The sequence below is a fragment of the Spirillospora sp. CA-128828 genome (assembly GCF_050945415.1).
GTDB lineage: Bacteria > Actinomycetota > Actinomycetes > Streptosporangiales > Streptosporangiaceae > Spirillospora.
The window spans coordinates 4,415,840-4,430,210 of record NZ_CP191986.1; the positions used below are offsets into that span (position 1 = coordinate 4,415,840).

Annotated in this window: 15 protein-coding genes; 9 read left to right on the top strand and 6 right to left on the bottom strand. The window is 70.9% G+C overall.

The genetic code is table 11. From position 1 onward, the window contains the following. Window positions 1-26 precede the first annotated feature (26 nt). From iolC to ACQPXG_RS21700, 9 genes are all read left to right on the top strand, one after another. Window positions 27-1,022 (top strand): 5-dehydro-2-deoxygluconokinase, encoded by a 996-nt coding sequence (iolC, locus tag ACQPXG_RS21660; RefSeq protein ID WP_433469513.1) that lies wholly within the window; start codon window positions 27-29, stop codon window positions 1,020-1,022. Further along, window positions 1,019-1,672, top strand: a complete 654-nt coding sequence (locus tag ACQPXG_RS21665) for a 5-deoxy-glucuronate isomerase (protein ID WP_433469514.1) — start codon at window positions 1,019-1,021, stop codon at window positions 1,670-1,672. Before iolC ends, ACQPXG_RS21665 begins: the two co-directional genes overlap by 4 nt. Then, the gene (gene iolD / locus ACQPXG_RS21670; RefSeq protein ID WP_433469515.1) at window positions 1,669-3,549 is read left to right on the top strand and encodes a 3D-(3,5/4)-trihydroxycyclohexane-1,2-dione acylhydrolase (decyclizing); all 1,881 of its coding nucleotides are present in this window, start codon (window positions 1,669-1,671) and stop codon (window positions 3,547-3,549) included. Before ACQPXG_RS21665 ends, iolD begins: the two co-directional genes overlap by 4 nt. A gap of 11 nt (window positions 3,550-3,560) precedes the next feature. After that, window positions 3,561-5,078: a CoA-acylating methylmalonate-semialdehyde dehydrogenase gene (locus tag ACQPXG_RS21675; protein ID WP_433469516.1), complete on the top strand. Its 1,518-nt coding sequence runs from the start codon at window positions 3,561-3,563 to the stop codon at window positions 5,076-5,078. Window positions 5,079-5,123: 45 nt separating this feature from the next. Then, window positions 5,124-6,173: an ABC transporter permease gene (locus tag ACQPXG_RS21680; protein ID WP_433469517.1), complete on the top strand. Its 1,050-nt coding sequence runs from the start codon at window positions 5,124-5,126 to the stop codon at window positions 6,171-6,173. Then, window positions 6,170-7,066, top strand: coding sequence for an ATP-binding cassette domain-containing protein (locus tag ACQPXG_RS21685; RefSeq protein ID WP_433469518.1), 897 nt, complete (start codon window positions 6,170-6,172; stop codon window positions 7,064-7,066). Before ACQPXG_RS21680 ends, ACQPXG_RS21685 begins: the two co-directional genes overlap by 4 nt. Further along, window positions 7,063-7,920, top strand: a complete 858-nt coding sequence (locus tag ACQPXG_RS21690; protein ID WP_433469519.1) for a sugar phosphate isomerase/epimerase family protein — start codon at window positions 7,063-7,065, stop codon at window positions 7,918-7,920. The genes ACQPXG_RS21685 and ACQPXG_RS21690 overlap by 4 nt, the downstream gene beginning before the upstream one ends. Window positions 7,921-7,950: 30 nt before the next feature. After that, complete coding sequence (locus tag ACQPXG_RS21695) at window positions 7,951-8,955, top strand: Gfo/Idh/MocA family protein (RefSeq protein ID WP_433469520.1); 1,005 nt, start codon at window positions 7,951-7,953, stop codon at window positions 8,953-8,955. A 129-nt stretch (window positions 8,956-9,084) separates the two neighbouring features. Next, window positions 9,085-9,309 (top strand): hypothetical protein, encoded by a 225-nt coding sequence (locus ACQPXG_RS21700; RefSeq protein WP_433469521.1) that lies wholly within the window; start codon window positions 9,085-9,087, stop codon window positions 9,307-9,309. A gap of 19 nt (window positions 9,310-9,328) precedes the next feature. Here the strand turns inward: ACQPXG_RS21700 and ACQPXG_RS21705 are convergent, their stop codons facing one another. The 6 genes from ACQPXG_RS21705 to ACQPXG_RS21730 are packed head-to-tail and all read right to left on the bottom strand — an operon-like array spanning window position 9,329 to window position 14,345. Then, window positions 9,329-9,922, bottom strand: coding sequence for a TetR/AcrR family transcriptional regulator (locus ACQPXG_RS21705; protein WP_433469522.1), 594 nt, complete (start codon window positions 9,920-9,922; stop codon window positions 9,329-9,331). Beyond that, window positions 9,915-11,048: a pyridoxal phosphate-dependent aminotransferase gene (locus ACQPXG_RS21710; RefSeq protein WP_433469523.1), complete on the bottom strand. Its 1,134-nt coding sequence runs from the start codon at window positions 11,046-11,048 to the stop codon at window positions 9,915-9,917. The genes ACQPXG_RS21705 and ACQPXG_RS21710 overlap by 8 nt, the downstream gene beginning before the upstream one ends. A gap of 26 nt (window positions 11,049-11,074) precedes the next feature. Then, on the bottom strand, window positions 11,075-11,836 hold the full coding sequence (locus tag ACQPXG_RS21715) for an amino acid ABC transporter ATP-binding protein (protein ID WP_433469524.1): 762 nt from the start codon (window positions 11,834-11,836) through the stop codon (window positions 11,075-11,077). Continuing rightward, window positions 11,833-12,732, bottom strand: coding sequence for an amino acid ABC transporter permease (locus ACQPXG_RS21720; RefSeq protein WP_433469525.1), 900 nt, complete (start codon window positions 12,730-12,732; stop codon window positions 11,833-11,835). The genes ACQPXG_RS21715 and ACQPXG_RS21720 overlap by 4 nt, the downstream gene beginning before the upstream one ends. Then, complete coding sequence (locus ACQPXG_RS21725) at window positions 12,729-13,664, bottom strand: ABC transporter substrate-binding protein (RefSeq protein WP_433469526.1); 936 nt, start codon at window positions 13,662-13,664, stop codon at window positions 12,729-12,731. Before ACQPXG_RS21725 ends, ACQPXG_RS21720 begins: the two co-directional genes overlap by 4 nt. 33 nt (window positions 13,665-13,697) lie before the next feature. Then, window positions 13,698-14,345, bottom strand: a complete 648-nt coding sequence (locus ACQPXG_RS21730) for a methyltransferase (protein WP_433469527.1) — start codon at window positions 14,343-14,345, stop codon at window positions 13,698-13,700. Window positions 14,346-14,371 lie beyond the last annotated feature (26 nt).

Sequence of the window (14,371 nt, forward strand, 5' to 3'; positions counted from 1 at the left end):
GGGCCCCACACGCTCGAAGGGATGAGATGAGGACCGGAGCCGAGAGCGCTGCCGACGCCGGAACCAGTGCGATCGACGGTTTCGACGTGGTGACCATGGGGCGGGTCGGCGTGGACGTCTATCCGCGGCAGAAGGGCGTTGCCCTGGAGGACGTGGAGACCTTCGCCAAGTACCTGGGCGGCAGTCCCACCAACGTCGCGGTGGCCGCCGCGCGGCACGGACGCCGGACCGCCGTTATCACCCGCACGGGTGACGACCCGTTCGGACGTTTCGTGCACAAGGCGCTCAAGGACTACGGCGTCGACGACCGCTATGTCGGCGCCGTGCCGGATCTGCCTACACCGGTGACGTTCTGCGAGCTGTTCCCGCCCGACGACTTCCCGCTGTACTTCTACCGGTTTCCCAAGGCGCCGGACATGGAGATCCGTGCGGACGAGCTCGATGTGGACGCGATCGCCAGGGCCGGGGTCTTCTGGGCAACGGTGACCGGGCTGTCGGAGGAACCGAGCCGGCAGGCGACCCTCGGCGGGCTGGGAGCCCGCGATCGCAGGCCTCTCACGGTGCTGGACCTGGACTACCGGCCGATGTTCTGGTCGTCGCGGGAGAACGCGCGTTCGTGGGTGGCCAGGGCCCTGGAGCACGCGACGGTGGCGGTCGGCAACCTCGACGAGTGCGAGGTCGCCGTGGGGGAGCGGGAACCGTACGCCGCAGCGCGGGCCCTGCGCGACCGCGGCGTGACGCTGGCCGTCGTCAAACAGGGGCCCAAGGGCGTCCTTGCGATGGACGACTCCGGCGCTGTGGAGGTGCCGCCGGTCCCGGTGGAGGTCGTCAACGGGCTCGGCGCCGGGGACGCGTTCGGCGGCGCGCTGTGCCATGGGCTGCTCGCCGGATGGGACACCGAGCGGGTGGTGCGCTTCGCCAACGCGGCGGGCGCGATCGTCGCCACGCGGCTGGCGTGCTCGGACGCGATGCCGACTTCGGCCGAAGTACACGAACTACTTGGGCTTCAGGAGGACGAGTGAAGCATCACCTCCCCGCCGGGAGCACGGCCGATGGGCCGTTCGGCCTGGTGGTGACCCCAGAGGTCGCCGGCTGGGAACGCTCCGGCCTGCGTGTCCTGGAACTCGCCGGCTCCGGGCACACCTTCGGCACCCGCGGGTTCGAGATGCTGGTGCGTGATTCCGAGGTGACCGTGACCGGGACGGGCAGGTTCGCCCTGCCCGCCGCCCGCTGCGAGAACCGGCTGACCCCGCGGTACGGCCCCGCCGGGGACGTCCCGGTCGAGCTGCGCGGCGCGGGGCCGGCCAGCCGCCAGGTCAACAACTTCTGCACCCCCGAGGCGTTCGAGGCCGACCGGCTGATCGCCTGCGAGGTGCTCACCCCGGGCGGGTGCTGGTCGTCGTATCCGCCGCACAAGCACGACGAGGACCGTCCCGGCGAGTGCGTCTTGGAGGAGATCTACTACTTCGAGGTCTCCGGCCCGTCCGGCCTTGCCTACCAGCGGGTATACGGCACGGACGAGCGTCCGGTCGAGATTCTCGCCGAGGGGCGCGGCGGCGACGTGGTGCTCGTCCCGCACGGCTGGCACGGACCGTCGATGGCCGCGATGTGGGCGGACCAGCCGGCCGACCCCCGGCTTCCGCTCACCTCCACGATGGAGAAGGCATCATGAGACTCACCGTCGCCCAGGCGATCGTCCGCTTCCTCGGCCGTCAGTGGACCGAGCGCGACGGCGAGGAGCAGCGCCTGTTCGCCGGCTGCTTCGGGATCTTCGGGCATGGGAACGTGGCGGGGCTCGGGCAGGCGCTGCTGGAGGCGCACGAGACCGGCGGAGCGGCGGGCGGGGACGGACTCCCGTACTACATGGCCCGCAACGAGCAGGCCATGGTGCACGCCTCGGTGGGCTACGCGCGGATGAAGGACCGGCTGCAGACCTTCGCCTGCACGTCCTCGATCGGGCCGGGGGCGACCAACATGGTGACCGGTGCCGCCCTGGCCACGATCAACCGGATCCCCGTCCTGCTGCTGCCCGGCGACATCTTCGCCACTCGCGTCGCCAGCCCGGTGCTGCAGGAGTTGGAGGACCCGCGGTCCTACGACGTGTCGGTCAACGACGCGTTCCGGCCGGTTTCGCGGTTCTTCGACCGGATCAACCGTCCCGAACAGCTTCCCTCGGCGCTGCTGGCCGCGATGCGCGTGCTCACCGACCCGGCCGAGACGGGTGCGGTGACCCTGGCGCTGCCGCAGGACGTCCAGGCGGAGGCCTGCGACTGGCCGGACGAGCTGTTCCGCAGGCGGGTCTGGCACGTGCCGCGGCCCGTTCCGGAGCCCGCCGCGCTGGCGCGGGCGGCCGAGGCGCTGCGGTCGGCCCGCAGGCCGCTGGTCGTCGCGGGCGGGGGAGCGATCTACAGCCGGGCCACCGGGGCGCTGCGCCGCTTCGCCGAGGCGACCGGCATCCCGGTCGCCGACACGCAGGCGGGCAAGGGTGCGCTGGATTGGGACCACCCGTGTGCCGTCGGCGGGCTCGGTGCGACCGGCTCGGCCGCCGCCAACGCCCTCGCCCGGGAGGCCGATGTGGTGCTCGGCGTCGGCACCCGCTACAGCGACTTCACCACGGCGTCGCGGACCGCCTTCCAGGACCCCGGCGTGCGGTTCGTCAACCTCAACATCACGTCCTTCGACGCGGTCAAGCACGCGAGCATCCCGCTGGTCGCCGACGCGCGGGCCGGACTGGACGCGCTCACCGAGGCGCTGAGCGGCCACCGCGTGGACGAGGCGTACACGGCGCGAGCGCGCGAGCTGGCCGACGGATGGGCGCGGGTCGTCGACGGCGCCTACCATCTCGGCCACACGCCGCTGCCCGCTCAGACCGAGATCCTCGGCGTCCTCAACGAGGAGTCCGGCGCCCGCGACGTCGTCGTCCAGGCGGCCGGGAGCATGCCCGGCGACCTGCAGATGCTGTGGCGCGCCCGCGACCCCAAGCAGTACCACGTCGAGTACGGCTACTCCTGCATGGGCTACGAGATCGCCGGCGGGCTCGGCGCGAAGATGGCCGACCCTTCCCGCGAGGTGTTCGTGCTGGTGGGCGACGGCTCGTATCTGATGATGGCCACCGAGATCGTCACGGCGATCGCCGAGCACCTCAAGCTCACCATCGTCCTCGTCCAGAACCACGGCTTCGCCTCCATCGGCGCGCTGTCGGAGACCGTCGGCGCCGGCAGGTTCGGCACCGCCTACCGCTACCGCAACACCGAAACCGGCCTGCTCGACGGCGGAATCCTCCCGGTGGACCTCGCGGCGAACGCCGCGAGCCTCGGCGCCGACGTGCTGCACGCAGCGACGGTCGAGGAGTTCCGCGCGGCGCTGCGGCGGGCCAAGGCCTCCGAGCGGACGACCGTCGTGCACGTCGAGACCGACCCGCTCGCGCCCGTCCCCTCCTCGGAGGGCTGGTGGGACGTTCCGGTCGCGGAGGTCTCCGCCCTCGACCACACCCGCAAGGCGCGGGCGGACTACCAGGCCGCCAAGTCGGCGCAGCGCCCCTACCTCTAAGGAAACTCCTCATGCGCACCATCCAGCACTGGATCGCCGGAGCGGACACGAGCGGCGCCTCGACCCGGTTCGGCTCCGTCCACGACCCCGCGCTCGGCGTCCAGCAGGCCCGGGTCGCCCTGGCCGAGCCGTCCGACGTGGACGCCGCCGTGCGGGCGGCCGCCAAGGCGTTCGACGAATGGCGGGACGTGCCGGTGACCCGCCGGGCGAAGATCATGCTCGCCTTCCGCGACCTCGCGGAACGCCACGCCGACCGGCTCGCGGAGATCATCGCCGACGAGCACGGGAAGGTGCTGGCGGACGCCCGCGGCGAGGTCGTGCGCGGCCTGGAGGTCGTCGAGTTCGCCTGCGGCATCCCTCAGCTGCTCAAGGGGGAGTACTCCGACCAGGTCTCCACCGGCGTCGACGCCCATTCCTTCCGGCAGCCGCTGGGGGTGTGCGCGGGGATCACGCCGTTCAACTTCCCGGCCATGGTGCCGCTGTGGATGCACCCGATCTCGATCGCCACCGGCAACACGTTCGTCCTCAAGCCCAGCGAGCGCGACCCTTCGGCGTCGAATCTCATCGCCCGGCTGTACGCCGAGGCCGGCCTGCCCGACGGGGTGTTCAACGTCGTGCACGGCGACAAGACCGCGGTCGACGCGATCCTCGACCATCCCGGCATCGCCGCGGTGTCGTTCGTCGGCTCCACGCCGATCGCGAAGTACGTGCACGGGCGCGCCTCCGCCAACGGCAAGCGGGTGCAGGCGCTGGGCGGCGCCAAGAACCACGCCGTCGTCCTGCCCGACGCCGACCTCGACTTCGCCGCCGCCCAACTCACCGCCGCCGGGTACGGCTCCGCCGGTCAGCGCTGCATGGCGATCTCCGCCGTCGTCGCCGTCGGTGACGCCGGCGACGGCCTGGTCGAGCGGCTGCGGGAGCGGGCACGGGCGATCCGCGTCGGGCCGGGCCGCGAACCGGGCAGCGAGATGGGCCCGGTGATCACGCGGGAGGCCAGGGAGCGCGTCGCCGGGTACGTCGAGCGCGGCGTCGCGGCCGGGGCCGAACTGGTGGTCGACGGCCGCGACCTGCGCGTCGACGGGCACCGGGACGGCTTCTTCCTCGGCCCCTGCCTCTTCGACCGGGTGACCGCCGACATGGACGTCTACCGGGACGAGATCTTCGGGCCCGTGCTGGTGGTGCTGCGCGCGGACGGTTTCGACGAGGCGGTCGACCTGGTCAACGCCAACCCGTTCGGCAACGGGACCGCGATCTTCACCTCGTCCGGCCGGGCCGCCCGCACGTTCCAGCGCCGGGTCCAGGTCGGGATGATCGGCGTCAACGTCCCCATCCCGGTGCCGATGGCCTTCCACTCCTTCGGCGGCTGGAAGGACTCGCTGTTCGGCGACACCCACGTCCACGGCCCGGAAGGCGTCCGCTTCTACACCCGCGCCAAGGCGGTCACAAGCCGTTGGCCGGAGGACCACGACACCCGCACCGGGCACGACGAGCGCCACGCGGCGCACCTGAACTTCCCCACTTCGACGTGATGCCTCCCGACGACCGCCACCCCATGCCCATCGGAGGTGTTTCCCATGAGTGACACGCTCGACGCCGGCGTTCGCCCGCCGGACGAACGCTTGACCGAGAAGTCGCTGCCGGCCCGGCTGCTGGTGCGGCCCGAGGTCGGCGCACTGGTCGGCGCGATCGGCGTCTACGTCCTGTTCTTCGTGGTCGCCGAGCCGTTCCGCGGCCCGGACGCGCTGGCGACCATCCTGTACGCCAGTTCCACGCTCGGCATCCCGGCCGTCGGGGTCGCCCTGCTGATGATCGGCGGCGAGTTCGACCTGTCCACCGGCGTCGCGGTGACCACCTCCGCGCTGGTCGCCTCGATGTTCAGCTTCCAGCTCACCGCGAACCTGTGGGTGGGGATCGCGGTCTCGCTGCTGGTGGCGCTCGGGATCGGCTGGCTCAACGGCTACATGGTCATCCGGACCGGCATCCCCAGCTTCCTGGTCACGCTGGCCATGTTCCTGATGCTGCAGGGGCTGAACCTGGCCGTCACGAAGATCATCACCGGCAATGTCGCCAGCCCGAACATCTCCGACATGGAGGGCTTCGGCTCCGCGCAGAAGATCTTCGCTCAGGAGTGGAGCGTCGGCGGTGCCAGCCTGCGCATCTCGGTGCTGTGGTGGCTGCTGTTCGTCGCCGCCGCCACGTGGGTGCTGCTGCGCACCCGGGTCGGCAACTGGATCTTCGCGGTGGGCGGCGCCGCGCACAGCGCCCGCGGCGTGGGAGTGCCGGTGAACCGGGTGAAGATCGGCCTGTTCATGACCGTGTCCGCACTGACCTGGTTCACCGGCATGAACCTGCTGTTCTCGTTCAACTCGATCCAGTCCGGCGAGGGCGTCGGCAACGAGTTCCTGTACATCATCGCCGCCGTCATCGGCGGCTGCCTGCTCACCGGCGGGCACGGCTCGGCGGTGGGCGCCGCGATAGGCGCGTTCATCTTCGGGATGACCACCCAGGGCATCGTCTACGCAGGCTGGAATCCCGACTGGTTCAAGTTCTTCCTCGGCGCGATGCTCCTGGCGGCGACCCTGCTCAACCTCTGGGTCCGCCGCAGGGCGGAGGTCAGCAAATGATCGACACGGGCACACGGACGCCGCTGGTGCGGCTGACCGGCTGCGAGAAGCACTACGGGAACGTCATCGCGCTCACCGGGGTCGACCTGGAGGTCGGCGCAGGGGAGGTGACCTGCGTGCTGGGCGACAACGGGGCCGGCAAGTCCACCCTCATCAAGATCATCGCTGGAATGCACCAGCACGACGAGGGAACCTACGAGGTCGAAGGCGAGCCGGTGCGGTTCGGTTCCCCTCGCGACGCTCTCGACCGCGGCATCGCCACTGTCTACCAGGACCTGGCCGTCGTGCCGCTCATGCCTGTGTGGCGGAACTTCTTCCTCGGCTCGGAAAAGCGCAGGGGATCCGGGCCGCTCACCCGTCTGGACATCGACTTCATGCGGAGAACGACCAAATCAGAGCTGGCCGCGATGGGCATCGACCTGCGGGACGTCGACCAGCCCATCGGCACGCTGTCCGGCGGTGAGCGGCAATGCGTGGCCATCGCCCGGGCCGTCTACTTCGGTGCCAAGGTGCTCATCCTGGACGAGCCCACGGCCGCGCTCGGCGTCAAGCAGGCCGGAGTGGTGCTCCGCTACATCATCCAGGCCCGCGAGCGCGGGCTGGGGGTCGTCTTCATCACCCACAACCCGCACCACGCCTACCCGGTCGGCGACCGCTTCCTCATCCTCAACCGCGGCCGCAGCCTCGGCTGCCACGCCAAGAACGAGATCACCCGCGAGGAGCTCACCGGGCTCATGGCCGGTGGAACCGAACTGGAGCAGCTCAGCCACGAGCTCGAACGGGCGGGGACGGCGGGCGGCGAACTGGCTCACGTCGCCGAGGAACTCGGGCGCAAGGCCGCCGAGATGACCGGCCGCCCCGCACCCGCCGCGGCGAAGGAGGAGCTGAAGTGAAGATCGCCCTTGACCCGTACATGCTGCGGCACGTGCCGCTGACCGAGCTGCCCGGTGTCGTCGCCGATCTGGGTTACGAGCACATCGAGCTGTCGCCCCGCGATGACTTCCTGCCGTTCTACCGGCATCCGAGGGCGGACGGGGCGGCGGTCGCCGCCTTCCGGAAGGCCCTGGACGCCGCCGGCGTGCGGCTCGCCTCGGTGCTGCCGCTCTACGAGTGGGCGAGCCCCGTCGAGGAGGACCGCCAGGCCGCCGTCCGCTACTGGAGACGCGCCATCGAGATCGCCGTGGATCTGGGCTGCACGGTGATGAACTCCGAGTTCAACGGCCGGGTGGTGGCGCCCGCCGACAGCGAACGCCAGTTCTGGCGGTCCCTGGAGGAACTCCTGCCGATCTTCGAACGCGAGGGCCTGGAGCTGCGCCTGGAACCGCACCCGTACGACTTCGTCGAGGACGGCCACGCGGCCGTCGACCTGGTCCGGGGGATCGGCGCCGACTTCGTCTCGTTCGTGTACTGCGCCCCGCACACCTTCCATCAGGGCGGCGACATCGCGGGGATCATGCGGCACGCCGGGCCGCTGCTGACGCACCTCCACATCGCCGACTCCCTCGACCACCGCGCGTCGTCGGGCAACCGCTACATCGTCAACCCGCCGAGCCTGGCCGACCAGGTCCGGATCCACCAGCACCTGGACGTCGGGCAGGGCGAGGTCGACTGGGACGTCTTCTTCCAGACCCTCGCGGACCTGGACTTCGACGGCACCGCCACGGTCTGCGTGTTCGCCTGGGAGGAACGCGCCCGCGAGTCGGCGATCCACAATCGCGAGCAGATCCAGCGGTACGCCGCCGGATAGGCGTCCCCACCCCCCGGAACAGGAGACCGCATGCCCCTCAAGATCGGTGTGATCGGCACCGGGATGATCGGTACCGAACACGTCGGGCGGCTCGCGCACGAGGTGGCCGGGTCGGCGGTCACCGCCGTGTTCGACGTGGCGGCCGAACGAGCGGCGCGGGTCGCGGCCGGCGTCGGTGCCAGAGCGCACCCGAGCGCGTTCGACCTGATCTCCGACGACGACGTGGACGCGGTCGTCATCGCCTCACCCGGCGACCTGCACGCCGAGCAGGCGATCGCCTGCATCGCGGCGGGCAAACCGGTGCTGTGCGAGAAGCCGCTGGCCACCGGGACCGGCGACGCGCTGAAGGTGATCGAGGCCGAGGCCGCGGCCGGCCGCCGGTTCCTGCAGGTGGGCTTCATGCGGCGCTTCGATCCCGCCTATCTGGAGCTGAAGACGGCGATGGCCGACGGGACCATCGGCGAGCCGCTGATGGCGCACGCGGTCCACCGCAATTCCTCCGTGCCCGCGGGCTTCACCGGAGAGATGTCGCTGACGGACTCGGTCGTCCACGAGTTCGACCTGTTCCGCTGGCTGTTCGACCGGGAGATCGTGTCCGTCGAGGTGCTCGCTCCCCGCCGGAGCCCGCTGGCCCCGGCCCACCTCAGGGACCCGCAGCTGGTGATCCTCGAACTCGCCGGCGGCGTGCTCGTGGACGTCGAGTCGTTCGTCAACTGCCAGTACGGCTACGACGTCCGCTGCGAGATCGTCGGTTCGCTCGGCACCGCGACGGTGCAGAATCCGGGCATCACGGCCGTCAGCGTCCAAGGACGGCGAAGCGAAGCGGTGCCCGCCGACTGGCGCGTCCGCTTCGGCCAGGCTTACACGAACGAACTTCAGGCATGGGTCCGCGGCTGCCGGGAGGGCGTGGTCGGCGGACCCAGCGCCTGGGACGGATTCGCCGCGGTGGCCGTCGCCGCCTCCGCCGTCTCGTCGTATGCCGGTGGGCACCGCGTTGGAGTGTCCCTCCCCGACAGGCCCGCCCTGTACGCGTGACAATCCCGGCCATCTCTCCAGAGGCCCGATTCCCATGCCCGCGGGGCGCCGCTGCAGGGCGATATCGAACACGATCTCGCCCTGTCCGGCTGGACGTCCGGGCTGCTCACGGCCTTGCCGGTCGTATGCATGGCTTGGTTCGCGCCCGCCGCGCACCGCCTCGCCCACCGGGAGCCGGCCGCCGAGGCGGCCACGGTGCGGCTGCCCTGGCGCAGCCGGGCGGCATGGCTGCTGGCGGCCTTCCTTTCCGCGCAGTCCTTTCTCGCCTACGCCTACCTGGCCTGGCTGCCCCCGGACTACCAGGCGCGCGGCTGGAGTTCCGAGGCGGCCGGCGCGCGCGGCACCGTGGCATGAGTCCCCACCGGGTGGCCGGTCACCGGTCGGCGGGCGGCGAGGGCTGAGCGCTCCACGCGGTGAGGGCCGCGCAGAGGACGGCGAACAGGCGGGCCGCGAGCTCGTCGATCGACAGGCCGAGGGTGGCGCGGAGGTCGAGGATGTCGCGAGGGTCGTACAGGACGTTCCAGAGGTGGAGGGCCTCGTCGCCGGCGTCCGGAACACCGAGGGCCCGGCACGCCTCCGCGAGGGGGCGGCGCATGGCGGCCGCCTGGGAGGCGATGTCGGGGACGGCGGCGCGCAGCCGGGTGAGGTAGCCCTCGCGGGATCGGACCTGGGCCATCGCGTGGCCGTGCTCGTCGACCAGGTCGACCCATCGGCGGCACACGGCGGCCAGCAGGTCCAGCCCCTCCGCGTCGCAGCCCTCGCTGAACGCCATCAGGTCCCGGTTGACCTCCACGCGGAACGCGGTCACCAGCCCGTCGAGGGAGCCGAAATACCGGTAGGCCGTAGCGGGCGCGATATTCGCCTCTTTCGCGATCTGCGTGAGCGTGACCGTCTCGTCGGAGTGCGCGAGCATCTCCTCCGCCACCCTCAGCAGCGTCCGGTAGTTGCGTTCGGTATCGCTACGCACCAGGCGGCTCCTGGGGGTTGAAGACCCGGGCCAGCCGCCGCACCCCGCGTTCGATGCCGGCGACCGACGTGGCGAAGGACAGCCGGATGTGGCCCTCTCCGGCGGGGCCGAACTCGCGGCCGGGCCTGATCAGCACGCCGCACCGCCGCGCCGCGTCCCGGATCTCCAGTGACGTACGCGGGTCGTCGTACGCGCAGTAGAAGTAGAACCCGCCCTCGGGCGGCTCGAAGGTAAGCCGGGGGACAGCCGCCAGTTCCGCGCCCATGACGTCACGGCGTTCACGATACTGGTCGACCATCGCTTTCAGATCGCGTTCGATCGCGGCGTCGAAGGCCGCGAGCGCGGCGTGCTGCGCGGCCGTGTTGATCGCGCCGTTGATCGTGCGGTGCACAAGCGCCGCATCCGCGATAACGGGCGCGGGACCGACCAGGTAGCCGAGCCGCCAGCCGGTCATGGCGTACGTCTTGGAGAACGTCTGGCACAGCACCGCCCGGTCGCGCAGGTCCGCGACGTCGAGGACGGAGACGAAGCCGTCGCCGTACACGATGCCGCCGTACGCCTCGTCGGACAGCACGACCGTGCCGGTGCCGCGGGTGGCCTCCGCGATCGTCCGCCACTCGTCCGCGGTCAGGATCCGGCCGGTGGGGTTGCCCGGCTGGCAGACGATCAGCAGGGCGGCACCGGCCAGCGCGGCGCGCAGCCGCTCGCGGTCGAGCCGCCCGTCGGCCCGCCGCGCCACCCGTACCGCGGTGCCGCCGGCGGCGGCGGCGATGTCCGCGTACAGGGAGTACGTCGGGTCGTCGATCACCACCGTGTCGCCGGGGTTCACGACCGACATGATGACGGCCGCGAGCCCGGCCGACCCGCCGTGCGTGATCGTGACGTTGTCCGGGCCGCGCCCGGCGCGGTCGCCGATCGCCGACCGCAGCTCGGGCAGGCCGAGCGGGTTGGTGTAGTGCGTGTGCCCGGCGTCCAGCGCCCGCTTCATGGCGGCGACGATGCCGGGCGGGGTGGCGAAGTCGGGTTCGCCGATCGCCAGGGAGACCACGTCCCCGGCCGGGGGGGCCATGGGGGTCCGCAGGCTGGTGGCGCGGATCCGCGCCACCAGCTCGTTCTGTGCTGCCACGGGGCTTCTTTCCATGCTGGTGGTGGTCAGAGGACGCGGTTCAGGAAGTCGCGGGTGCGGGCCTGCTTGGGGTCGCGGAGCACCTCGTCGGGGGTGCCGGCCTCCACGACGACGCCGTCGGCCATGAAGACGGACTGGTCGGAGACCTCGCGGGCGAAGCCGATCTCGTGGGTGACCACGATCATCGTCATGCCGGTCTCGGCGACCTCGCGCATCACGGCCAGCACGTCGCCGACCAGCTCGGGGTCCAGCGCCGACGTGGGCTCGTCGAAGAGCATGACCTTCGGGTCCATGGCCAGCGCGCGGGCGATGGCCACCCGCTGCTGCTGGCCGCCCGACAGCTGCGCGGGGTGGGCGTGCGCCTTGTCGGCCAGGCCGACTCGTTCGAGCAGCGCCGTCGCACGTTCCCGCGCCTCGGGCGCCGGCCTGCGGAGGACCTGGACGGGCGCCTCCATCACGTTCTCCAGCGCCGTCTTGTGCGCGTACAGGTTGAACCGCTGGAAGACCATGCCGATCGACGCCCGCTGCCGGGCCAGGGCGCGGCCGGACAACTCCTTGAGGACGTCGCCGTGGCGCGCGTACCCGATGTGCTCGCCGTCGACGACGATCTCGCCGTCGTCGATCGTCTCCAGGTGGTTGACGCAGCGCAGCAGGGTGGACTTGCCCGACCCGGACGGCCCGAGCACGGCCGTCACGGACCCCGAGGGCACGGCCAGGCTCACGTCGCGCAGCACCTGGAGACGGCCGAACGACTTCGACACGTGACGGATGTCCACGATGGGCTTCATCCGGCCGCCTCCCGCTTGTCCCGCGCCTGTTCGGGCGCGTCGTTGAACGTGGTGAACCCGCGCCCGACGTGCCGTTCCAGGTACCGCTGGCCGACCGACGCGACGCTGACGACGATCAGGTACCAGACGCTCGCGGTGACGAGCAGCGGAATGACCGCGAAGTTGTTCGCGTAGATGTCCTGGATATTGGTGAGCAGGTCGCCGCCGGAGATGAAGGCCACCAGGCTGGTCGCCTTGAGCAGGTTGATCGCCTGGTTCGCGGTCGGCGGCACGATCACCCGCATGGCCTGCGGCAGCACGATCCGCCGCATGCACTGCGTCTCGGTCATGCCGGCCGACAGGGCCGCCTCGCGCTGGCCGGGGTCGACCGCCGAGATGCCGCTCCGCACGATCTCCGCCATGTACGCGGCCTCGTTGAGCGTGAATCCGAGGAACCCGGCGACCAGCCCGCTGATGAGCGTGTTGGTGGCGACACTGAAGCCGATCCCCGTGAACGGGATTCCCGCGCCGAGCGTCGGGAAGAGCGCGGCGAGGTTGTACCAGAAAATGAGCTGGACCAGCAGCGGGGTACCGCGGAAGAACCAGATGTACAGGCCCGACGTCGCCTGGAGCACGCGGTTGCGCGACAGTTTCATCACCGCCAGCTGGCAACCCAGAGCAGTGCCGGCCGTCTGGCACACGACCGTCATGACGAGCGTGACGACCAAGCCCGACAGGACGTGCGTGTTCCACAGGTAGTGCCACATGATCGGCCACTGCATACGCGGGTTGGTGGCCAGCGACTTCGCCAGGAACAGCGCCGCGACGATGAGCACGGCCGCCGCGACGTACTGGCCGTAATGCCTGCGCCGTTCGATCCGCGGCCGTCCGGAAACGCGCGCCGGGAGCGTGGTCATTCGGTCGCGCCGTTCGTGACGACTTTGTCCAGCGACATCTGCGGCAGGTTCCAATGGTCCAGGATCCTCTTGTACGTGCCGTTCTTCATGAGGGTCGTGAACGCGGCGGTGAACGCCTTCTGAAGGGCCTGGTCGTCCTTGCGGAACGCCGCCCCGTGGAAGCCCTTACCGAACAGCCCGCCGGTCAGTTGCAGCTTCCCCTGCGACTGCTGGACCAGCGACGACGCGATGCCGTAGTCGATGGCCAGCGTGTCGATCCGTCCGCTCTGCAATGCCAGCGCGGATTCCGCAGCGGTCGGGTACCGCTGTACGTTCACTGCACCCTCACCGGAATCCGTGCATTTCTTCGACTGCGCCATCGCGATGTCCACGGAAAGGCTTCCGGTCGGGCCGGCGGCGGAATGCCCGCACAGGTCCGCGACCGCCTTCAGCTTCAGCGGGTTGCCCTTCGGCACGATCAGGATCTGCCCGGCCCGGGTGTAGTCGACGAACGTCACCTGTTTCTGCCTTTCCAGCGTGTCGCTGAAGTCGGCCATTGCGACGTCGAACCGCCGCGACTGCAACCCGGGCACCATCGCGGCGAACTTCGTGTTGCCGACCTCGAACTTCACGCCGAGGGTGCGGCCCAGTGCGGTCATGAAGTCCGCCTCGACGCCGACGAGGTTCTTGCCGTTGACGCTCAGGTACGGCGCGATGTCCGTCGAGCCGCCCACCTTCAGGACGTTCGACTTCCGGACGCCATCGGGAAGAAGGTCGCGTGCCGCCGTGTCGACCTTCAGTTCGCCGACGGCCGAGGACGCCGCGAGGCCGTTCTCGCCCGACCCGCCTTTCGCGGCGCCGGCGGCCACGCCGGTGTCGGACGAACAGCCGACGAGGGCCGCGGATCCGGCGGCCAGCAGCGCGGTGGCCGCGGTGAGGATGCGCAGACGCATGGGGGTGCCTTTCTGGAAGGGAGGCCGGAGCCGCTAGTGATCGGAGGACTGACCTTTGATTGCGGCGAGCATCGCCGCCTCTTTCTCCAGGACGAGGTCGACGCCCGCGCGGACCTCCGCCGCCCGCGCCGCGGGCACGACGATGACGCCGTCGTCGTCGGCGGCCACCAGGTCACCGGCGGCCGCCACGACACCCCCGACGGCGACGGGCTCGCCGATGACCGCGGGTCCGTGCTTGTACGGCCCGGCGGGCGTGACCCCCCGAGCCCATACCGGGAAGCCCAGTTCGCGGAGTTCCGCCTGGTCGCGCACACACCCGTCGATCACCACCCCCGCGGCCCCGGCGGCGGCGAACTTGCGCGCCAGCAGGGCGCCGACGAGCGCGCGCGACATGTCGGCCTGGCCGCTGACGACGACGACGTCTCCGGGGCGGACGTACTCCAGGCACGCGTGGACGCCCGCGTTGTCGCCACTGCGCACCAGTACCGGAAGCACCGAGCCGACCGCCGTCCGGCCGGGGGTGATCGACCCGATTCCCGCGTCGCACATGCCGAGCCGCTCCATCGCGTCCCCGATGACCGCGACCGGGACCCCGGCGAAGCCGGCGATCCGGTCCGCCGGCGCGCGCGGAAGGTCGGGAACGGTGCGGATGTGGTCACGGTCGAAGGGGGGCATCGACATTCAGTCCTCAATATGGAATGCATTCT